Genomic DNA, 20,089 nt, shown 5'->3' with positions numbered 1-20,089 from the left:
GAGGCGGATAACAGAATATTTACCGCCTGAAAGTTAACGCAAATGATGTACAACCTGGTTGCTGCTACCGCGCCAGATCAGCGCCGGGTCTTTAAGATCCTGCACAAATTTACCATCGACCAGCACGTTGATGAGATCCACCACCTGCATTTGTGCGGCGTTGAGTTCATCAAGCTTGTAGCCGGTCCACACCCAGATATCTTTCCCCGGACACTCAGCGTGAATACGCTGTACCAGTTGCAGGATATCCGGCACGTTTTGCGGATGCAGCGGATCGCCGCCGGACAGCGAAATACCCTGGCGAGGGATTCGCGTGTCGTTCAGATCGGCAATGATCTTGTCTTCCATCTCTTTGGTAAACGGCTGGCCGGAATTGAGTCGCCAGGTGCTTTTGTTATAGCAGCCAGGGCATTCATGCACGCATCCCGACACAAACAGGGTGCAGCGGGTTCCTGGGCCGTTGACGATATCGACAGGATAGTATTGATGGTATCGCATTTTCGCTTCTCAATTGACGCCATTACTGCGTTGTCTGCGCTCGCTCACCCGGGTCACTTACTTATGTAAGCTCCCCGGGATTCGCTTGCTTGCCGCCTTGTCCTGGCGCCAATTGCTTTGCGAAAAGCGTCACATCGCCAGGCAATAATACTGTCGAAATTAACCGATCTGCCCATTACCTAAATGCTTAACGCGGCGCTTCACTTCTTCCTGCTTACCGGCGTTAAACGGACGAGCGTCCGGGCTGCCTAAATAACCGCATACGCGGCGGGTGACCGACACGCGCGCGGCGTCGTGGTTACCACATTTCGGGCAGGTAAAGCCTTTGCTGGTGCACTCGAACTCACCGGTAAAGCCGCACTCGTAGCATTCATCGATTGGCGTGTTGGTCCCGTAATACGGCACGTGCTGATAGCTGTAATCCCAGACGTCTTCCAGTGCTTTCAGGTTGTGCTGAATGTTCGGGTACTCGCCGTAGCAAATGAAACCTCCATTCGCCAGCGGCGGGTACGGCGCTTCAAAATCGATCTTGTCGTACGGGTTAACCTTTTTCTCCACGTCGAGGTGGAAACTGTTGGTGTAGTAACCTTTGTCGGTAACACCCGGCACCACGCCAAACTCGGCGGTATCCAGACGGCAGAAACGATCGCACAGGTTTTCACTTGGTGTACTGTACAGGCTAAAGCCGTAGCCGGTTTCGTCTTTCCACTGATCGACTGCCTGACGCAGACGTTCCACAATGGCGATAGCTTTAGCGCGAAGCTGCTCGCTGTCGTACAAGTGTTTGTCGCCAAACAGCGCGTTGATGGTTTCGTGAATACCAATGTAACCCAGAGAAATCGACGCGCGGCCGTTTTTAAAGATTTCAGACACGTCATCATCTGCTTTCAGACGTACGCCGCAGGCCCCTTCCATATACAGGATCGGTGCAACGCGGGCCTTCACGCCTTCCAGACGCGCAATGCGGGTCATCAGCGCTTTACGCGCCAGGATCAGACGGTCGTCGAGCAGTTTCCAGAAGGTGGTTTCATCGCCATGAGCTTCCAGCGCGATACGCGGCAGGTTAAGGCTGATAACGCCGAGGTTGTTACGGCCATCGTGAACCTGTTCGCCGTTCTCGTTTTCCCATACGCCCAGGAAGCTGCGGCAGCCCATTGGCGTTTTGAACGAGCCGGTCACTTTAACCACCTGATCGTAGTTCAGGATGTCCGGATACATACGCTTGCTCGCGCACTCCAGCGCCAGCTGCTTGATGTCATAGTTCGGATCGCCAAACTTGTGGTTCAGACCGTCACGAATAGCAAACACCAGTTTCGGGAACACGGCGGTTTTACGATTTTTACCCAGGCCAGCAATGCGGTTACGCAGAATGGACTGCTGGATCAAACGCGATTCCCAGCTGGTTCCCAGGCCGAAACCGAAGGTGACGAACGGCGTCTGACCGTTGGCGGTATGCAGGGTATTCACTTCATACTCAAGGGACTGGAATGCGTCGTAGCACTCTTTCTCGGTACGGGAATGCGCATAACCGTCGGCATCTGGGATCTGCCACTCTTCAGCGGTTTTGCGATGCTTATTAAAGCTCTCGGTCACGAACGGTGCGAGAACTTCGTCAATACGGTTAATGGTGGTACCGCCATAAATATGGCTGGCAACCTGCGCGATAATTTGCGCGGTGACGGCCGTCGCGGTGGAGATGGATTTTGGCGGCTCAATCTCCGCGTTACCCATCTTAAAGCCCTGCGTCAGCATACCTTTCAGGTCGATCAGCATGCAGTTAAACATTGGGAAGAACGGAGAGTAGTCGAGATCGTGATAGTGAATATCACCACGCTCGTGCGCCTGGACGACATCACGCGGCAACAGGTGTTGACGCGCATAGTGTTTGGCGACGATACCGGCCAGCAGATCGCGCTGGGTCGGGATCACTTTGCTGTCTTTGTTGGCGTTTTCGTTCAGCAGAGCAGAGTTGGTTTGCTCAACCAGACCACGAATTTCCTGGTTCAGACGGCCACGTTTTTCACGCTGTATATCACGGTCGTGGCGATATTCGATGTACGCACGGGCGAGTTGTTTGTACGGACCAGACATCAGCTGGTTTTCTACCGCTGTCTGGATCTCGTTGATATCGACCTGGCTGCGCTCATTCATCTGGCTACTAACGACTTCTGCGACGGTGGCACAGTAATCTGCGTCATCGACTCCCGCTGCTTTAGCTGCACGCAGAATGGCTTCTTTGATGCGCTCTGATTTAAACGGCACTTTACAGCCATCTCGTTTCATCACATGCGGTGTCATGATCACTCCATATTTATAAGAACAGGTTATCCACAGAGGTTGGGGAAGCGGTCATGGCTTTATTCATCTATCTGGCCAATGACTTCCCGCAATCCTGACCCACTTTATCCACAATTCCACCGTTAAACGGTGCACTGTAGTTGTAGCAATTGTAGTCGATTAATACAACATATTGGGTCGGCGTGCATTTTAAGTTCTATATGTAGTGATTTGCATCAAGGATGTTTACGATTTATTTGATGTAGCGCAAAGTAAAAATCGGAGCGTACAGATGACGGGCAGTACAGCGATTGTAAATTGTGGGCAGAAAATTCTGATTAATTATTCAACAAAAACAGGAAGCTAAGCTAAGCGTATGTAGCAACGCCCGGTAGCGCTATGCGTACCGGGCCTGAACATAATTGCAAGCTATTTTTGCAACCACCAGACGGCCTCAAAAGGACGCAGTGTCATGTCCCCAGGTTGGCTGGCAACCTCGGCATAGTTGTGCATCAGCACCTGCCAGTTTCCGTCGGTCTGGGCTGGCTGCCAGCTCTGAAAGGTACCGCTCAGATTGGCAATGACCAGCAGCCGCTGCCCTTGCCACTCTCGTTGATAGCACCACAGATGCGGGCTGTCCGGTAGCAGATCCTGGTAGTCGCCCCAGGTGATAACCGGCTCCGCTTTGCGCAAGGCGATCAGCTTCTGATAGGTGTAGAACACCGAGTCGGTATCGTTCAGTGCTGCCGCCACGTTGATGTCTGCTGCGTTGTCACACAGATTGATCCACGGCTCGCCGTAGGTGAAGCCCGCGTGTTTGCTGCTATCCCATTGCATCGGCGTGCGGCTGTTATCGCGTGATTTACTGGCGAGGATCGCCAGCAGTTCTTGCGCATCGCGTCCCTGGCCGTTCAACTCGGCAAACATGTTATGGCTTTCCACATCGCGATAATCGGTAATCTGGCGGAAGTGCGGGTTGGTCATGCCAATCTCTTCACCCTGGTAGATGTAGGGGGTGCCCTGCATGCCATGCAGCACCATCGCCAGCATTTTGGCCGACGGAACGCGGTATTTACCTTCATCGCCAAAACGCGACACGATGCGCGGTTGATCGTGGTTACACCAGAACAGCGCGTTCCAGGCCTGATTGTACATGCCCTGCTGCCAGTGGCGGAACAGGGTTTTTAGCGCCACATAATCGGGTTTTGCTAACGTCCACTTCTCACCGTTGGGGTAATCCACTTTCAGGTGGTGGAAGTTAAAGGTCATCGACAGTTCACTACCATCTTGTGCGGCGTACTGCTGGCAATGTTCCAGCGTAGTGGAAGACATTTCGCCGACCGTCATCAGGTTGCGTGGGGTAAAAACATCGCGGTTCATCTCACGCAAAAATTCATGCGCGCGCGGGCCGTCGGTATAAAAACGCCGTCCATCGCCGTCGGGATCGTTCGGGAAGTCCTGGTCTTTAGAGATAAGATTCACCACGTCGAGGCGCAGTCCGTCCACGCCGCGATCGGCCCAAAACTCGCATACTTTCTTAAGCTCGGCGCGTACCGCCGGGTTTTCCCAATTCAGGTCGGCTTGCTCCGGAGCAAAGAGGTGCAGATAGTACTGCTCGCTTTCGGCGTGCCAGCCCCAGGCGTTGCCGCCAAACTTGGAGCGCCAGTTATTTGGCGGGCAGTCTGGCGTGCCGTCGCGCCAGAAATAAAACTGACGATACGGGCTGTCTTTATCCAGCGCTTCACGAAACCAGGCGTGCTGGGTTGAGGTGTGGTTAAACACCATGTCGAGAATAATACGGATGCCGCGCGCTTTCGCCTGCGCCACCAGTTCATCAAAGTCTTCCAGCGTGCCGTAGGCCGGATCGACAGACGTGTAGTCTGCGACGTCGTAACCGTTATCAACCTGCGGCGAAATATAGAACGGCGTCAGCCAGATGGCATCAATGCCCAGCTTTTGCAAATAGTCGAGGCGCTGCGTCACGCCGCGTAAATCTCCGGTGCCGCTGCCGGTGGTGTCCTGAAAACTCTTGGGGTAAACCTGATAGATAACGCCGTTTTGCCACCAGTGGGGAATATTCATGGTTGTTTCCTGGAAATACGCTGGGGCGCAACTGCGCCCCGAAGAAAAGTTAGACAATCTGTAATGTGCCCAGACGGTGTTTACGCTGGTAAACGAATGAGGTCAGTACCATTGGGATGACAATCGCAATGACCATCGCCATGCCAAAGACCTGCCAGTAAGTCGGCTGGATGGAGAGGATGCCCGGCAAACCGCCGACGCCAATCCCGTTCGCCAGCACACCGTTCAGGCCGCACAGCAGTCCGGCGAGACCGGAGCCGATCATCGCGCACAGCATTGGGAAGCGGTATTTCAGGTTGATCCCGTACATTGCTGGTTCGGTTACCCCGAGATAGGCGGAGATCGCGGCAGGAACGGAAATTTCACGTTCGTTGTGTTTGCGACTGGAGATAATGATCCCGACCACCGCAGAGGCCTGAGCGATATTCGACAGTGCGATCAGTGGCCATACCGGCGTGCCGCCCATGCTCTGAATCATCTGCATGTCGATAGCCAGCGTGGTCTGATGCACACCGGTGATCACCAGCGGGGCGTACAGGAAGCCGAACAGCGCCGCGCCAATCGGAGCAAAACTGCCGGTCAGCAGATGACGGACCGCAAACGCGACACCGTCGCCAATCATGCGGCCAAATGGACCGATAAAGGCATGCGCAAGGAATACCGCAAGGATCAGCGAGCACACCGGGACGATCACCAGATACAGGTAATCCGGAACGATGCGCTTCATGCGTGTTTCAATAAACCCTAGCGCCAGCCCGGCCAACAGTGCCGGTATGACCTGCGCCTGGTAGCCCACTTTCTCAATACTGAACAGGCCGAAGTTCCATACTTCTGGTACCTGCTGGCCGAGCAAATAGGCGTTCATCAGTTGCGGAGAAACCAGGGTCACGCCCAGCACAATACCGAGGATCGGCGTACCGCCCATTTTCTTCACCGCCGACCAACAAATCCCGACCGGCAAATAGAAGAAGATCGCTTCGCCAATCAGCCACAGGAAGTCATAGAGGGTTTTCAGCGAAGGATGCATCTGCGCCAGCGTCTGCCCGTTACTCATGGGCAGATCGCCGATCACGTTACGGAAACCTAAGATCAGACCGCCGCTAATCAGTGCTGGCAGCAGAGGGAAGAAGATCTCCGCGAAGTGAGAAATCAACTGCTCGTGCCACTTCATGTTCTGCCGCGCCGCTTTCTTTGCCTGCTCTTTGTCGGCACTGGCTTGTCCGGTGGTCGCCAACAGCGCTTTGTAGTAATCGCCCACCTCGGTGCCAATTACCACCTGAAACTGCCCGGCGTTGGTGAAGCAGCCTTTGACCATTGGCAACAATTCGATCTCTTTCGGTCTGGCGTTTGCAGGCTGATTCAGCACAAAACGCAGGCGAGTAATGCAGTGACTCACCGTAGCGATATTGTCGCGCCCGCCAACCAGCTCAATCAGCCGGTCGATGTCTGCTTGTTTTATTTTGCTCATGATGGTGTGTGTTCCCCGTAGACCGGAAAAGACGCTGTTGCGTCGTCATTCGGCAACTCTCTCGTTGTTGGCGCCAGAGTATATCTTCGATGAATATTTAAAAATGGGAACGTTCCCGAAACGCAGCGAAGATCACAAATTAATGCTCAGAAAGCGATCAGGAGAGGGTGGAAGGAATAACGATTTGTCGTGGTTCGCTACGGCCGTTGATCTGTTCGATCAGCTGCGAGGCCGCTTGTCGCCCGGCTTCGGCGTATCCTGGATCGACGGTGATAATTTCCGGATGGAGGAATTTCATCAGCGGCGTGCTGCCCACGCTTGCCAACTGCAGGTTCTCAATCCGCTGCTCTTGCAGATATTTGCTGACCCCAAGGGCAAGGGTATCCGTCGCACAGACTAAGGCGGTGGTTTCCGGGGTGATGACGTTGGCGGCCTGCTCATAGCCCTGTTTCATGGCCAGACCCGGCAGCGCGGCCACAGGATGTAGTTTGTGTTTTTTACAGAATGCCAGGTAGGCCTCATGGCGGCGTTTACCAGTGGTCACATCGCTATGCGGAACACCAAGAAAGCTAATATGGCGATGCTCGCGTTCGTATAAACGCTGCATCAGGGTACGAATGGCACCCTCATCGTCATAGCAGACGGAGGCAAAGCCTTTGGCATCTCTTGCCAGAAGCACCAGAGAATCCTGCCAGGAGGCGAGCATGGCTTCAGTAATGCCGGTAAAACCAAACAGCACCACGCCATCAATGTTGCGGCGTCTGAGCATGCCGAGATGTTCTTCAACCAGCTCGGGCGAGAACTGGCTTTCCATCATGATCGGATCGTAGCCCTGTTCATAAAAGGCGGGCAGCATGGTCTGCACGGCGAGATTTTCTGAAAGCGAGTCCAGACGCGTGACGATAATCGCCACCACCTTGTCGCTTTGCCCACGCATGGCGCGTGCGGAGCGGGAAGGGGAAAAACCGTGCTGATTCATCACCGCCTCAACGCGTTCGCGGGTGCGTTCACTCACGCCGCTTTCATTGTTGAGCACACGGGAAACGGTTGATTTTCCCACACCGCTTAAGCGGGCGATGTCTTTAATGGTCAGCCGATTTTGCATCCTGTTTTCCCGTGTTGCGTGTGAAGTTATGCCAAATAGAGAATAACTTTACTCAAGCGCGGCGCAATGGGCAAAGTCTGGTATACGTTTGGTTTAGTTTCCATGGTTTATCATACCGCCATAATTGCCACAAACCTTATGGTTTTCTGCGTATAATCCGCGACGCAAATCATTCACTTACCGGAGGCTATATGGATCCCGATCCCACCCCTCTCCCGAGATGGAGAAACAACCCTTTCCGGTAAGCCTGTCTTTCACTGTCTTACCGGAGCAGTAAGACAGTGACGTTCTGACGTCCCTGTTGTGATTTTAATATTGCCACCAGGCAAGGCTTTGCCACGCCTGAAGGATTTACTGCGCCTGTTTATACAGGTGCAGAGGGACTGCCTATGTTCAAAAATATGACCCGCCAGCTGTTTGCCCGGCTAAACCGCCATTTACCGCATCGTCTGGTGCATCGTGATCCATTGCCGAATGCTCAGACCGTTGCCAGCACGCCGATCCCGCCATCGCTAAGCGAACATTGCCTGAAAATGGCGCTGATGGACGAAGACGCGCTGTGGAAAACGTTCGGCGCTCATCCGGAAGGCTTAAACGCCGCAGAAGTCGAGAACGCCCGCGAAATACATGGCGAGAACCAGTTGCCGGCGCAGAAGCCGTCGCCCTGGTGGGTGCATCTGTGGGTCTGCTACCGCAATCCGTTTAATATACTGCTGACCATTCTCGGGGCGATTTCCTATGCCACCGAAGATCTGTTTGCCGCTGGCGTCATCGCCCTGATGGTCGTCATCTCTACGCTGCTGAATTTTGTGCAAGAGGCGCGTTCCACCAAAGCGGCTGATGCGCTGAAAGCGATGGTCAGCAACACCGCCACGGTGCTGCGCGTCATCAACGAGAAAGGGGAGAACGGCTGGGTTGAACTGCCGATCGACCAGTTGGTTCCCGGCGATGTCATCAAGCTGGCGGCAGGGGATATGATCCCGGCCGATCTGCGCGTGGTACAGGCTCGTGACCTGTTCGTAGCCCAGGCTTCGCTGACCGGTGAATCGCTGCCGGTGGAGAAAGTGGCAACCAGTCGCGATCCGCAGCAAAGCAACCCGCTGGAATGCGATACCCTGTGCTTTATGGGTACCAACGTGGTGAGCGGCACGGCGCAGGCCATCGTGATTTCAACCGGAGCCAATACCTGGTTTGGGCAACTGGCCGGTCGCGTCAGCGAGCAGGAAAGCGAGCAGAATGCCTTCCAGAAAGGGATCAGCCGCGTCAGCATGCTGCTGATCCGCTTTATGCTGGTGATGGCGCCCATCGTGCTTATCATCAACGGCTACACCAAAGGTGACTGGTGGGAAGCGGCGCTGTTTGCCCTGTCTGTGGCGGTGGGACTGACACCGGAAATGCTGCCGATGATCGTCACCTCGACGCTGGCGCGTGGGGCGGTGAAGCTGTCAAAACAAAAGGTTATCGTTAAACACCTCGACGCTATCCAGAACTTTGGCGCAATGGATATTCTGTGCACCGATAAAACCGGCACCCTGACTCAGGATAAAATTGTACTTGAGAATCATACGGATATCTCTGGTAAACCCAGCGAACATGTCCTGCATTCTGCGTGGCTGAACAGCCATTATCAGACCGGGCTGAAGAATCTGCTGGATACGGCGGTGCTGGAAGGTGTGGACGAAGAATCAGCCCGCCAGCTCTCGACTCGCTGGCAGAAAATCGATGAGATCCCGTTTGATTTTGAACGTCGCCGCATGTCGGTAGTGGTGGCAGAAGAAACCGATGTGCACCAGTTGGTCTGTAAAGGGGCGCTACAGGAGATCCTCAGCGTGTGTACCCAGGTGCGTCACAACGGTGAGATAGTCCCGTTAGATGACAACATGCTGCGTCGGGTGAAACGCGTTACGGACACGCTGAACCGCCAGGGGCTGCGTGTGGTGGCGGTGGCGACGAAATACCTGCCAGCGCGTGAAGGTGATTACCAGCGTATCGATGAATCAGATCTGATCCTCGAAGGCTATATTGCGTTCCTCGATCCGCCGAAAGAGACCACCGCCCCTGCGCTTAAAGCGCTGAAAGCCAGCGGCATTACGGTGAAAATCCTCACTGGCGATAGCGAACTGGTGGCGGCAAAAGTGTGTCACGAAGTGGGGCTGGATGCGGGGGATGTGGTTATCGGTAGCAGCATTGAAGGATTAAGCGATGATGAGCTGGCTCGGCTTGCTCAGCGCACCACGCTGTTTGCCCGTCTGACGCCAATGCACAAAGAGCGCATTGTCACGCTGCTCAAGCGCGAAGGCCATGTGGTCGGCTTTATGGGCGATGGTATAAACGATGCCCCGGCGCTGCGCGCGGCGGACATTGGTATCTCCGTTGACGGCGCGGTTGATATTGCGCGTGAAGCGGCGGATATCATCCTGCTGGAAAAGAGCCTGATGGTGCTGGAAGAAGGGGTGATTGAAGGACGCCGTACCTTCTCTAACATGCTGAAGTACATCAAAATGACGGCCAGTTCAAACTTCGGTAACGTGTTTAGCGTGCTGGTGGCGAGCGCCTTCTTACCGTTCCTGCCGATGTTACCGCTGCACTTACTGATTCAGAACCTGCTGTACGATGTATCCCAGGTGGCGATTCCGTTTGATAACGTCGACGAAGAGCAGATCAAAAAGCCGCAGCGCTGGAATCCCAGCGAATTGGGCCGCTTTATGATCTTCTTTGGACCGATCAGCTCGATCTTCGACATTCTGACCTTTTGCCTGATGTGGTTCGTCTTCCATGCCAATACGCCTGAACATCAGACGTTGTTCCAGTCTGGCTGGTTCGTGGTGGGCCTGCTGTCGCAAACGTTGATTGTGCATATGATTCGTACCCGTCGCGTGCCGTTCATCCAGAGCCGCGCCGCGTGGCCGCTGATGCTGATGACGCTGGTGGTGATGGTCGTCGGCATTGCATTACCCTTCTCGCCGCTGGCCAGCTATCTGCAATTGCAGGCATTACCGCTGAGCTACTTCCCGTGGCTGATTGCGATTCTGGCGGGTTACATGACATTGACTCAATTAGTGAAAGGTTTTTATAGCCGTCGCTACGGCTGGCAGTAAACATAAAACGCCTCAGCAGGATGGTGTTAATACCATCCTGCATTCCTCATTTTCATTCGAAGATATTACCTCACAACATTAGTGTTTTATTTTTATTGAAATGCTAACGGGTGTTATTAGTATCAAATCGCCTTCCTTGCGTTGTTTTTTTATCAATAAAACGATCTGCATTGCAAAAATGAAACAGTGTGCTAAAAATTTTAAGCATCTACGATTTTTTGTGAACGCAGTCATCGAAATAAATTGTTACACCAGTTAGTCTGCGCAGGTAACGTCGTTAAGAAAGTTTCTCGCTGCCCGTTTTTAATTCCGGCAGTCATTTGCTCTGTAAGCTATTCCTGTTAATGGATATTATGAACTTCTGGAGAAGGACAAATGAAACTGACAAAAAACCTGTTAAGTCTATGTATTGGCGCGTCTGTATTACTGATGAGTCATTCAACGCTGGCACAAACTTTTCGCGCCGCAGATGTGCATCCGGCTGATTACCCGAACGTTGTTGCAGTGAAACATATGGGGGAAAAACTTAGCGCCGCGACCGACGGGCGTCTGGAGATTAAAACATTTCCTGGTGGCGTGTTAGGCGATGAAAAACAGATGATTGAACAGGCGCAATTAGGCGCTATCGATATTATTCGTGTCTCAATGACGCCTGTTGCCGCCATTCTCCCTGAAATTAACGTGTTTACCCTGCCATATATTTTCCGCGATGAGGACCATCTGCATAAGGTTCTCGACGGCATGATCGGTCAGGAGATTGGCGACCGTCTGACGGCCAATACCAAATCGCGGCTGGTGTTTCTCGGCTGGATGGATGCCGGCACGCGAAACCTGATCACCAAAAATCCGGTGGTGAAACCGGAAGATTTACACGGTATGAAAATCCGCGTTCAAGGAAGTCCGATAGCGCTGGATACCCTGAAAGCGATGGGCGCTAACTCCGTTGTCATGGGCGTCAGTGAAGTATTTAGCGGCATGCAGACCGGCGTTATTGATGGCACGGAAAATAACCCGCCAACGTTTGTTGCGCATAACTATTTGCCGGTCGTGAAAAACTATACCTGGAGCAAACACTTTATTATTCCTGAGCTTTTTCTGTTTTCGAAAGCTAAATGGGATAAGTTGAAAAAAGAAGATCAGGATCTCATTATTAAACTCGCCAAAGAAGCACAGATAGAGCAACGAAAACTTTGGCAGGATTATAATGCGAAATCACTGGAGACCATGAAAGCCAACGGCGTTCAGTTCCACGATATTGATACGGACTATTTCTATAAAGCCACGCAGTCAGTGCGGGATAATTACGGTAAAGACCACCAGGATTTGATCAAACGTATTCAGGATGTGAAGTAATTCATCAGGTGGAGGATATCAACCCTCCGCCTGAATCTTTTGATTAATTCGAGGTGATAATTATGGGTGAATGCTATTCATCGGTAATGGATTTTCTTTATCGAGTGTCAATGTGGATTGCCGGTATCGCATTATTGGTCATGGTCGCCATTATCCCCATTGGCATATTCGCGCGTTATGTTCTGAATAACGCCCTGTCATGGCCTGAACCCGTCGCTATTCTCTGTATGGTGACATTCACCTTTATTGGCGCGGCGGTGAGCTATCGTGCAGGCTCGCATATCGCGGTGAGCATGGTGATTGACCGTCTGGGGGATGCTTCCCGCCGTTATTGCTCGGTAATCGCTGACGTTATGTTGGTGGCGATAAGTCTGTTCATTCTGTGGTACGGAACCAATCTCTGTCTTGAACTGTGGGACCAGCCTGTGGCGGAATTCCCGCTTTTAAGCGCCGGGCAAAACTATCTTCCGTTGCCGATAGGCTCTGCCATAACGCTGCTGTTTATCGCTGAAAAGATTTTCCGTGGTCCGCAGTACCAACGTCCCGTTGTCATGCTGGGATCGACCAGCTAGTTACCGCCCCCATTTCAGAAAGGAAAGCAGATGGATGCATTTATTCTCGTCTTTACGCTCGGCATTATGCTGGCGATTGGGGTACCGGTAGCGTACGCGGTTGGCATTAGCGCCATCATTGGGGCCTGGTATATTGATATTCCGCTGGAAGCGGTAATGATCCAACTGACCAGCGGGGTGAACAAGTTCTCTCTGTTAGCGATCCCATTCTTTATTCTGGCTGGGGCAATCATGGCCGAAGGGGGAATTGCGCGGCGACTGGTGAACTTTGCCTATATTTTTGTTGGTTTTATCCGCGGCGGACTGTCGCTGGTAAACATTGTGGCATCAACCTTTTTTGGCGCTATTTCCGGATCGTCTGTGGCTGATACCGCGTCCATCGGTTCGGTAATGATCCCGGAGATGGATAAAAAAGGTTATCCGCGTGACTTTGCCGCAGCGGTAACGGCCAGCGGTTCGGTACAGGCGATTCTTACGCCGCCCAGCCATAACTCGGTTATTTACTCGCTGGCGACCGGCGGCACGGTGTCGATTGCCGCGCTGTTCATCGCCGGGATACTGCCGGGGCTGCTGTTAAGCCTCAGCCTGATGGTGATGTGCGTGGCTTTTGCGCACAAGCGCGGTTATCCAAAAGGAGAACGTGTACCGTTTCGCCAGGCGCTGAAGATTTTCGTCGATACGCTGTGGGGCCTGATGACCGTTGTGATCATCATGGGCGGTATCCTGTCAGGTATCTTTACCGCAACGGAGTCTGCGGCAATTGCCTGCCTGTGGGCTTTCTTTGTCACCATGTTTATCTATCGTGACTATAAATGGTCTGAGCTGCCGAAGCTGATGTTCCGCACGGTGAAAACGGTCACTATCGTTATGATCCTGATAGGTTTTGCTGCTGCGTTCGGTGCCGTCATGACCTATATGCAGTTGCCGATGCGTATCACTGAAGCCTTCACCAGCATCTCGGACAACAAATACGTCATCCTGATGTGTATTAACATAATGCTGCTGCTGATCGGTACGCTGATGGATATGGCACCGCTGATCCTCATTCTGACGCCGGTTCTGCTGCCGGTGACCAACGCGCTCGGCATTGATCCGGTTCATTTTGGCATGATCATGCTGGTGAACTTAGGGATCGGCCTGATTACGCCGCCGGTAGGGTCGGTGCTGTTTGTGGCCAGTGCGGTGAGTAAACAGAAAATAGAGCAGGTGGTGAAGGCGATGTTGCCGTTCTACCTCGTGCTATTCCTGGTGCTGATGCTCGTGACGTACATTCCGGCGATTTCGCTGTTCCTGCCGAAACTGTTTGGCGTGATGTGATAAATGCCCGGTGGCGCTCGCGCTTACCGGGCCTGTAAACGATCCGTGCATTGGCCGGACGAGGCGAAGCCGCCATCCGGTACAAGGAGACTTAGCGACGAACGGCGATCGCTTCAATCTCGATTTTCACGTCTTTCGGCAGACGGGCAACTTCTACGCAAGAACGCGCAGGGAAGGTCGCGTTGTGTTCGGTGAAGAACGCTTCGTAGGTCGCGTTTACAGTTGCGAAATCGTTCAGGTCTTTTACGAAGACGGTCGTTTTTACGATGTCGCCCACTTTCAGGCCTGCTGCTTCAACGATAGCTTTTACGTTTTCCAGCGACTGACGTGCCTGAGCGGACACGTCTTCCGCTACGGCACCGGTTTTCGGATCGACCGGGATCTGACCGGAAGTGATTACCATGCTACCCAGGTCAACGCCCTGAACGTATGGGCCGATTGCTGCTGGTGCATTTTCCGTCGCGATAGTCTTGCTCATGATTTCTCCTGAATTACAGCGGTAGTAGAATGTTCCCGCTCATTATAGGGAGCCGGGATCTCATAACCAACCCCAATTAGTTGGCCAGCACCACATAATGCGAAAACTCTTTTTCACAGTATTTGCATTTGAGTGCGATGTCATCAGCACGCTTTTTCACTGCAAAACTGGAGGAAACCGGCTCAGCATGGCTGATACAGTTGCTGTTCGGGCAAACCAGTACGTTGTCGATACGCTCTGGCAGGCTCGGACGTGATTTACCCACCACGTCGTAATCGTCAATGCGGTTTACCGTTGCCTGCGGGGCGTACAGGGAGAGCTGGTTTACCTGCTCATCGGTCAGGAACGTGTTTTCAATTTTAATCAGGTCCTTACGGCCCATCTCGCCTGACGGCAGGTTCAGACCGATGGTGATACGCTGGTCGGTTTCCGTCAGTTTGAACAGCGTCAGCAGCTTAAAACCAACCTGTGCGGGAATATGGTCAATCACGGTGCCACGTTTGATGGCTTCAACCTGCAGTTTGTTATCGTGTGTCATCTCTTTTTCTCCCTTACAGTGCCAGTTCGCTATTCAATACCAGTGCCAGTAACGCCTGGCGGGCGAAGATGCCGTTGCCAGCCTGCTGGAAATACCAGGCGTGCGGCGTCTTGTCGACGTCGGTGGTGATCTCATCAATACGCGGCAGCGGATGCAGTACCTTCATGTTTGCTCTGGCGCCGTTCAGATCGCTGGCGCGCAGAACAAACTGCGCTTTCACGTTGGCGTATTCGGACGGGTCCAGACGCTCTTTTTGTACGCGGGTCATGTAGAGGATATCGACCTCCGCCATCACCTCTTCAATAGTGCCGTGTAGGCTCCAGGCGATACCTTTTTCATTCAACATATCCAGAATGTATTGCGGCATCGCCAACGCGTCCGGGGCGATGAAGTAGAAACGGTTACCTTCGAACTTCGCCAGCGCCTGGGTCAGGGAATGGACGGTGCGGCCATATTTCAGGTCACCCACCATGGCGATGTGCAGATTGTCCAGGCGACCCTGAGTTTCCTGAATGGTGAACAGATCCAGCAGCGTTTGGGTGGGATGTTGGTTGGAGCCGTCGCCTGCGTTCAGTACCGGAACGTTACCGGAGAACTCCGTAGCCAGACGCGCGGCGCCTTCCTGCGGATGGCGCATTACGATGGCGTCGACATAGGTGCTGATGACGGAAATAGTGTCGGCCAGCGTTTCACCTTTTTTGCCCAGAGAGGTATTGCTGCTGTCAGAGAAACCCACCACGCTGGCGCCCAGGCGGTGCATGGAGGTTTCAAAGGATAAACGGGTGCGGGTTGAGGCTTCAAAGAAGCAGCTGGCGATAACCTTATGCTTTAACAGCTCCGGCTGTGGGTTAGCTTTTAATTTCGCCGCTGTTGCGAGGACCAGATTGAGGTCATCGCGGCTGAGGTCGTTTATGGAAATGATGTGTTTTTGATAGAGCGGGTTAGCCATGTTTATCTCCTGACGCCTGGGCAAAAAAAAAGCCCCTCAATTGAGGGGCTCGGAATGGGTGATCAACGGAAAGAAAAACGGCAGGCCAGCGTCCTTTTTCAGACGCGGTAAGACAAAATGTCGTACACACTGAACCATACATCCTCCCGGCAAATTGTCCGCGATTATACTCAGCTCCGTTATGGGATCAAGCGAAAAATTCACAAATTATTCATCGCAAACGATTCTCATGAATATTCATTCACCCTGAATGCCAAACAGCAACAATGAGATAAACATGCGTTGACGCAAAATATCGGCAAATAGCAGTAGTATGGCAGACCGTTTTTTCGTATAACAACTAAAATGAAACGATGTTTTAATTAAGGGGTTTAAGATGATTGTCGGCAATATTCACAACCTGGATGCCTGGCTGCCGGAAGAGCTGCGTCAGGCGATTGAACACATTAAAGCGCATGTGACGGATGCGACGGAAAAGGGTAAGCACGACATCGACGGCGATCGTCTGTTTTATCTGATTGCTGAAGATATGACGGAGCCGTTTGCACAGCGCCGCGCTGAGTATCACGCGCGCTATCTGGATATTCAGATCCTGCTCAAAGGTCAGGAAGGCATGACCTTCAGCACGCAGCCTGCGGGCGCGCCGGAAACTGACTGGCTGGCGGATAAAGATATCGCCTTCCTGCCGGAAGGGGGACAGGAGAAAACGGTGGTGCTGAACGAAGGTGATTTCGTGGTGTTCTATCCGGGCGAAGTGCATAAACCGCTGTGCGCGGTCGGTGCACCAGCGCTGGTACGCAAAGCCGTGGTGAAAATGCGGGTGGCATAAGCGTATTTGCCGGGGGGCGGCTTCGCCTTGCCCGGCCTACGGGAGCGCTATTGTAGGCCGGATAAGATGCTTAGCATCGCCATCCGGCATTCTTTTCATCCATGCTCTTACTTCGCCAGCGTCGCCACCATCACCGCTTTGATGGTGTGCATCCGGTTTTCTGCCTGATCAAATACGATACTGGCGGGGGATTCAAAGACCTCATCGGTCACTTCCATTCCACCGTGCAGACCATATTCCTGTGCCATTTGTTTGCCAAGCGTGGTTTGATCGTCATGAAACGCGGGCAAGCAGTGCAGGAATTTCACCTGCGGATTGCCGGTCAACGCCATCATCGCGCTATTAACCTGGTACTTACGCAGCAGCGCAATACGTTCGGCCCACTTCTCTTTTGCCTCGCCCATTGATACCCAGACGTCGGTATAGATGAAGTCTGCGTCTTTCACGCCCGTGGCGACATCTTCGGTCAGCGTAATATTGCCGCCGTTTTTCTGTGCCAGCGCTTTGCACTCCGCAACCAGACTTTCTTCCGGCCAGCAGGCCTGCGGTGCGACCAGACGCAGATCCAGCCCGGTTAACGCGGCGGCTTCCAGCATGGAATTACCCATATTGTTGCGGGCATCACCGGTGTAGACCAGCGTCATCTCATTAAACGCTTTACCCGGCAGGTGTTCATGCATAGTTAACAGATCCGCCAGCAGCTGGGTGGGATGAAACTCGTTGGTTAATCCGTTCCACACCGGAACTCCGGCATATTCCGCCAGCGTCTCGACAATCTCCTGACCGTGGCCCCGATACTGAATACCGTCGTACATACGGCCGAGTACGCGGGCGGTGTCTTTGATCGACTCTTTATGGCCAATCTGGCTGCCGCTCGGCCCGAGATATGTCACGCGCGCGCCCTGATCGTATGCGGCAACTTCGAAAGAGCAACGGGTACGGGTTGAGTCTTTTTCGAAGATGAGCGCGATGTTTTTACCGGTGAGCTTTGCGACTTCAGTGCCGTTTTTCTTATCCGCCTTCAGCTGTGCGGCGAGCTGAAGCAGTGACGTGAGTTCAGCAGAGGTGAAATCAAGCAGTTTCAAAAAATGTTTCTGATAAAACGCAGACATGGTTCCCTCACATGGCTTAGGCCATTTATTGAATTAAAATTCAATTTATATGGATGTTTATTCATTTGCAACCTTGTTTAACAAATCTTTCCTGGAAAGGTGGAGGCAATGACAGCGGTATGTGACAATAAGAGTATCGGCAGGACATTATGAGGAACGAGCCATGGCAAACCCGGAACTACTGGAAGAGCAGCGTGAAGAAACACGCTTGATTATTGAAGAGTTACTCGAAGATGGCAGCGATCCAGACGCGCTGTACACCATCGAGCATCACCTTTCCGCGGATGACTTCGAAACCCTGGAAAAAGCGGCAGTAGAAGCCTTCAAGCTGGGTTATGAAGTGACCGAGCCGGAAGAGCTGGAAGTGGAAGAAGGCGACACGGTTATTTGCTGTGACATTCTGAGCGAATGTGCACTGAATGCGGAGTTGATCGATGCTCAGGTTGAGCAGCTGATGAACCTGGCTGAAAAATACGATGTGGAATACGACGGTTGGGGCACCTATTTTGAAGACCCGAACGGCGAAGAAGGTGAAGACGGCGACGATGAAGACCTCGTCGACGAAGATGATGACGGCGTGCGTCACTAAGTCATCAACTGACCTGCGGTAGCATCGGCTGCCGCAGGCCAAGGACAACGTATGGATTACCTGCAAATACTCTCCCCGATCCACAACTTCCTACACTGTAAAACGCCTCAGGCCTGGCTTGATAAAGCGCGGGACCCGGCAAATCTGCCTCTGTTATTGACCGATCACCTCGTCTGTGAGCTGAAAGCGGCGCAAACGGCGATGCTGTTGGTGCGTAAGTATGTTGCGGATAAACAGGGATCGCAGGCGCTGTTGGACTGGCTGAAACCCTATGAAGCGTTTGCTTTCAGAGAAGGGGATGAGCCGGATTTTATCGCGCTGAATAAACAGATAAGCAAAAGCGTGATGCCGCAAACCGACGACCCGTGGGGACGCAAGCTTATCGACAGCATGGTTTTGCTGATCAAAGAAGAGCTGCATCACTTCTGGCAGGTGCGTGAGGCGATGATGAGCCGCAACATTCCCTATATTAAGATTACCGCCAGCCGTTACGCTAAAGGCATGCTCAAAGAGGTACGCACCCACGAGCCGCTGACGTTAATCGATAAACTGATTTGCGGGGCTTATATTGAGGCGCGTTCCTGTGAACGGTTCGCCGCGTTGGCACCGTATCTGGATGACGATTTGCAGGCGTTTTATCTGTCGCTGCTGCGATCCGAGGCCCGACATTATCAGGATTACCTGGCGCTGGCGCAGCAGGTTTCAGCCGATGATATCAGTAGCCGGGTTCGGTTTTTTGGCGAAGTAGAAGCCGCGTTGATCACCTCTCCTGACGATGAATTCCGCTTCCACAGCGGTGTGCCAGCTTAATTCCTTTCTTTGACGCGCGGTGTCCATCGCCGCGCGGTTTAATCCTTCCTGTTTCTGTTAGCAAAATCTGGTGGCTGGAAATCGCTCGCTGCTGCCGTAATAATCAAAACACGCGAAGGGGAAATATATCCCCGTAACAGAGATGATTTGGCATAAGGATGGTTAATGAACTGGGCACACGTTTTGTTGGCAGGTTATATCGGGGCGGTGATTGCTATCGTCGTTGGCATGTTTCGCAAAAAAGGCTGGCTGGGCAAGATCTCCGGCGCGGTGGTTTTTGTGGTGGCGATTATCGCGTGGAATCTGTTTGATGTGCACTACCTGATCCCACGCGAAAGCCCGGATTATGGTCTGACCGAAGAGCAGCAGTTTGAAAAGGCGATGCTCTCCAATCCGGCGTTTCAGGTGATTAAGGAGCAGGAACCTGAGCTGACACAAAAAATTATCAGCCAGGCTGCGCAGATGAAGAAAGCAGGGAGTAGCGAACAGCAGGTTATCGACGCGATACAGCCGCAAATTCTTCAGTTGCAAATGGCGAGATTGCAGCAGGCGCCAGATGCTAATGTCATTGAATATATGAAAATTAACCTTGAGCAGATCGCTGCTGTGGCCAAAATCGGTGATGACGAATGCTTCCGCTTTCTGTTTCCGGCAGTGAAAGGGGGGATTAACCCGGCACGTCTGGTTCCGCATGAGATCATGAACCGTCGTATGGCGAGTGATATGAGTATGATGCGTGCTGCCTATGGTCCGAACAAACATACGGTCACGGCAGAAGAGAAACAGCTGGCGTTGCAGGATCTGCAAGCAATAAGCCCTGGGCTAGTACAGCGCTATGGGCCGGATATTCAGATCATGGCCGATCCGACTAAAGCGATCGGCAAAGAGAAGATTGCCTGTGAGATAGTGCAGGATCTCTGGTCACAGGTGCTGAAGCTGCCAACCGCCCGCGCGGCTGGCGTTATTCGACTGATGCTCTCAGCCGAGATGCAGTAACGTGGCTAAAGCCTCTCG

20 protein-coding genes are annotated in these 20,089 nt (G+C 52.9%); 9 read left to right on the top strand and 11 right to left on the bottom strand.

The window, feature by feature from the left end; all coding sequences use genetic code 11:
- Positions 1-33: 33 nt before the first annotated feature.
- The 5 genes from nrdG to treR all read right to left on the bottom strand — a co-directional run bounded on the left by nrdG (position 34) and on the right by treR (position 7,430).
- Complete coding sequence (nrdG, locus tag BZK40_RS08150; protein ID WP_048227187.1) at positions 34-498, bottom strand: anaerobic ribonucleoside-triphosphate reductase-activating protein; 465 nt, start codon at positions 496-498, stop codon at positions 34-36.
- A 159-nt stretch (positions 499-657) separates the two neighbouring features.
- Positions 658-2,796: an anaerobic ribonucleoside-triphosphate reductase gene (gene nrdD, locus BZK40_RS08145; RefSeq protein WP_048215057.1), complete on the bottom strand. Its 2,139-nt coding sequence runs from the start codon at positions 2,794-2,796 to the stop codon at positions 658-660.
- Positions 2,797-3,204: 408 nt separating this feature from the next.
- Entirely contained in the window at positions 3,205-4,857 is a 1,653-nt protein-coding gene (gene treC / locus BZK40_RS08140; protein ID WP_079934459.1) for an alpha,alpha-phosphotrehalase, read from the bottom strand.
- A 49-nt stretch (positions 4,858-4,906) separates the two neighbouring features.
- A complete protein-coding gene (gene treB, locus BZK40_RS08135) occupies positions 4,907-6,325 on the bottom strand; it encodes a PTS trehalose transporter subunit IIBC (RefSeq protein WP_079934458.1) in 1,419 nt (472 codons plus the stop codon).
- A gap of 157 nt (positions 6,326-6,482) precedes the next feature.
- Positions 6,483-7,430 (bottom strand): trehalose operon repressor TreR, encoded by a 948-nt coding sequence (gene treR, locus BZK40_RS08130; RefSeq protein ID WP_032942194.1) that lies wholly within the window; start codon positions 7,428-7,430, stop codon positions 6,483-6,485.
- Between the two features lie 191 nt (positions 7,431-7,621).
- Here treR and mgtL point away from each other — a divergent pair, with 191 nt between their 5' ends.
- The 5 genes from mgtL to BZK40_RS08110 all read left to right on the top strand — a co-directional run bounded on the left by mgtL (position 7,622) and on the right by BZK40_RS08110 (position 13,770).
- Positions 7,622-7,675: a mgtA regulatory leader peptide MgtL gene (gene mgtL, locus BZK40_RS24955; protein ID WP_223240846.1), complete on the top strand. Its 54-nt coding sequence runs from the start codon at positions 7,622-7,624 to the stop codon at positions 7,673-7,675.
- 144 nt (positions 7,676-7,819) lie between these two features.
- Positions 7,820-10,528, top strand: coding sequence for a magnesium-translocating P-type ATPase (gene mgtA / locus BZK40_RS08125; protein ID WP_048215054.1), 2,709 nt, complete (start codon positions 7,820-7,822; stop codon positions 10,526-10,528).
- A 375-nt stretch (positions 10,529-10,903) separates the two neighbouring features.
- Positions 10,904-11,881: a TRAP transporter substrate-binding protein gene (locus tag BZK40_RS08120; protein WP_079934457.1), complete on the top strand. Its 978-nt coding sequence runs from the start codon at positions 10,904-10,906 to the stop codon at positions 11,879-11,881.
- Between the two features lie 62 nt (positions 11,882-11,943).
- Positions 11,944-12,453: a TRAP transporter small permease gene (locus BZK40_RS08115; protein ID WP_020996255.1), complete on the top strand. Its 510-nt coding sequence runs from the start codon at positions 11,944-11,946 to the stop codon at positions 12,451-12,453.
- Positions 12,454-12,483: 30 nt separating this feature from the next.
- On the top strand, positions 12,484-13,770 hold the full coding sequence (locus BZK40_RS08110) for a TRAP transporter large permease (RefSeq protein ID WP_003830349.1): 1,287 nt from the start codon (positions 12,484-12,486) through the stop codon (positions 13,768-13,770).
- Between the two features lie 91 nt (positions 13,771-13,861).
- On the opposite strand, the gene ridA is transcribed toward BZK40_RS08110, so the two are convergent.
- The 4 genes from ridA to pyrL form a co-directional block, all read right to left on the bottom strand.
- On the bottom strand, positions 13,862-14,248 hold the full coding sequence (ridA, locus tag BZK40_RS08105) for a 2-iminobutanoate/2-iminopropanoate deaminase (protein WP_000047544.1): 387 nt from the start codon (positions 14,246-14,248) through the stop codon (positions 13,862-13,864).
- 76 nt (positions 14,249-14,324) lie between these two features.
- Positions 14,325-14,786: an aspartate carbamoyltransferase regulatory subunit gene (gene pyrI, locus BZK40_RS08100; protein ID WP_003025816.1), complete on the bottom strand. Its 462-nt coding sequence runs from the start codon at positions 14,784-14,786 to the stop codon at positions 14,325-14,327.
- A gap of 13 nt (positions 14,787-14,799) precedes the next feature.
- A complete protein-coding gene (gene pyrB, locus BZK40_RS08095) occupies positions 14,800-15,735 on the bottom strand; it encodes an aspartate carbamoyltransferase (RefSeq protein WP_003025818.1) in 936 nt (311 codons plus the stop codon).
- A 36-nt stretch (positions 15,736-15,771) separates the two neighbouring features.
- Entirely contained in the window at positions 15,772-15,873 is a 102-nt protein-coding gene (gene pyrL / locus BZK40_RS08090; RefSeq protein ID WP_003025819.1) for a pyr operon leader peptide, read from the bottom strand.
- Between the two features lie 238 nt (positions 15,874-16,111).
- Here pyrL and BZK40_RS08085 point away from each other — a divergent pair, with 238 nt between their 5' ends.
- The gene (locus BZK40_RS08085; protein ID WP_079934456.1) at positions 16,112-16,564 is read left to right on the top strand and encodes a YhcH/YjgK/YiaL family protein; all 453 of its coding nucleotides are present in this window, start codon (positions 16,112-16,114) and stop codon (positions 16,562-16,564) included.
- Positions 16,565-16,671: 107 nt separating this feature from the next.
- Here BZK40_RS08085 and argF read toward each other — a convergent pair whose 3' ends face one another.
- Both argF and argL read right to left on the bottom strand, forming a co-directional pair.
- Positions 16,672-17,676, bottom strand: a complete 1,005-nt coding sequence (gene argF, locus BZK40_RS08080) for an ornithine carbamoyltransferase (RefSeq protein ID WP_079934455.1) — start codon at positions 17,674-17,676, stop codon at positions 16,672-16,674.
- The gene (argL, locus tag BZK40_RS25010; RefSeq protein ID WP_370867251.1) at positions 17,646-17,741 is read right to left on the bottom strand and encodes a putative translational regulatory protein ArgL; all 96 of its coding nucleotides are present in this window, start codon (positions 17,739-17,741) and stop codon (positions 17,646-17,648) included. The genes argF and argL overlap by 31 nt, the downstream gene beginning before the upstream one ends.
- Positions 17,742-17,839: 98 nt before the next feature.
- On the opposite strand from argL, the gene rraB reads away from it, so the two are divergent.
- The 3 genes from rraB to BZK40_RS08065 all read left to right on the top strand — a co-directional run bounded on the left by rraB (position 17,840) and on the right by BZK40_RS08065 (position 20,071).
- Positions 17,840-18,265 (top strand): ribonuclease E inhibitor RraB, encoded by a 426-nt coding sequence (gene rraB / locus BZK40_RS08075; RefSeq protein ID WP_003025845.1) that lies wholly within the window; start codon positions 17,840-17,842, stop codon positions 18,263-18,265.
- A 51-nt stretch (positions 18,266-18,316) separates the two neighbouring features.
- Positions 18,317-19,075 (top strand): tRNA isopentenyl-2-thiomethyl-A-37 hydroxylase MiaE, encoded by a 759-nt coding sequence (gene miaE / locus BZK40_RS08070; RefSeq protein WP_008786061.1) that lies wholly within the window; start codon positions 18,317-18,319, stop codon positions 19,073-19,075.
- A 165-nt stretch (positions 19,076-19,240) separates the two neighbouring features.
- Positions 19,241-20,071 (top strand): hypothetical protein, encoded by an 831-nt coding sequence (locus BZK40_RS08065; RefSeq protein ID WP_032942198.1) that lies wholly within the window; start codon positions 19,241-19,243, stop codon positions 20,069-20,071.
- Positions 20,072-20,089: the final 18 nt, after the last annotated feature.

It is taken from the genome of Citrobacter portucalensis (assembly GCF_002042885.1).
In the GTDB taxonomy this organism is placed as follows: Bacteria; Pseudomonadota; Gammaproteobacteria; order Enterobacterales; family Enterobacteriaceae; genus Citrobacter; species Citrobacter portucalensis.
The sequence above is the reverse complement of the archived record's forward strand: the minus strand, read 5'-3'. Positions and strand labels throughout refer to the sequence as shown.

What these genes read in the sequence shown, in the direction of transcription:
- nrdG (WP_048227187.1), bottom strand. Translation starts at nt 498, where the DNA reads ATGCGATACCATCAATACTATCCTGTCGATATCGTCAACGGCCCAGGA.
- nrdD (WP_048215057.1), bottom strand. Translation starts at nt 2,796, where the DNA reads ATGACACCGCATGTGATGAAACGAGATGGCTGTAAAGTGCCGTTTAAA.
- treC (WP_079934459.1), bottom strand. Translation starts at nt 4,857, where the DNA reads ATGAATATTCCCCACTGGTGGCAAAACGGCGTTATCTATCAGGTTTAC.
- treB (WP_079934458.1), bottom strand. Translation starts at nt 6,325, where the DNA reads ATGAGCAAAATAAAACAAGCAGACATCGACCGGCTGATTGAGCTGGTT.
- treR (WP_032942194.1), bottom strand. Translation starts at nt 7,430, where the DNA reads ATGCAAAATCGGCTGACCATTAAAGACATCGCCCGCTTAAGCGGTGTG.
- mgtA (WP_048215054.1), top strand. Translation starts at nt 7,820, where the DNA reads ATGTTCAAAAATATGACCCGCCAGCTGTTTGCCCGGCTAAACCGCCAT.
- BZK40_RS08120 (WP_079934457.1), top strand. Translation starts at nt 10,904, where the DNA reads ATGAAACTGACAAAAAACCTGTTAAGTCTATGTATTGGCGCGTCTGTA.
- BZK40_RS08115 (WP_020996255.1), top strand. Translation starts at nt 11,944, where the DNA reads ATGGGTGAATGCTATTCATCGGTAATGGATTTTCTTTATCGAGTGTCA.
- BZK40_RS08110 (WP_003830349.1), top strand. Translation starts at nt 12,484, where the DNA reads ATGGATGCATTTATTCTCGTCTTTACGCTCGGCATTATGCTGGCGATT.
- ridA (WP_000047544.1), bottom strand. Translation starts at nt 14,248, where the DNA reads ATGAGCAAGACTATCGCGACGGAAAATGCACCAGCAGCAATCGGCCCA.
- pyrI (WP_003025816.1), bottom strand. Translation starts at nt 14,786, where the DNA reads ATGACACACGATAACAAACTGCAGGTTGAAGCCATCAAACGTGGCACC.
- pyrB (WP_003025818.1), bottom strand. Translation starts at nt 15,735, where the DNA reads ATGGCTAACCCGCTCTATCAAAAACACATCATTTCCATAAACGACCTC.
- pyrL (WP_003025819.1), bottom strand. Translation starts at nt 15,873, where the DNA reads ATGGTTCAGTGTGTACGACATTTTGTCTTACCGCGTCTGAAAAAGGAC.
- BZK40_RS08085 (WP_079934456.1), top strand. Translation starts at nt 16,112, where the DNA reads ATGATTGTCGGCAATATTCACAACCTGGATGCCTGGCTGCCGGAAGAG.
- argF (WP_079934455.1), bottom strand. Translation starts at nt 17,676, where the DNA reads ATGTCTGCGTTTTATCAGAAACATTTTTTGAAACTGCTTGATTTCACC.
- argL (WP_370867251.1), bottom strand. Translation starts at nt 17,741, where the DNA reads ATGAATAAACATCCATATAAATTGAATTTTAATTCAATAAATGGCCTA.
- rraB (WP_003025845.1), top strand. Translation starts at nt 17,840, where the DNA reads ATGGCAAACCCGGAACTACTGGAAGAGCAGCGTGAAGAAACACGCTTG.
- miaE (WP_008786061.1), top strand. Translation starts at nt 18,317, where the DNA reads ATGGATTACCTGCAAATACTCTCCCCGATCCACAACTTCCTACACTGT.
- BZK40_RS08065 (WP_032942198.1), top strand. Translation starts at nt 19,241, where the DNA reads ATGAACTGGGCACACGTTTTGTTGGCAGGTTATATCGGGGCGGTGATT.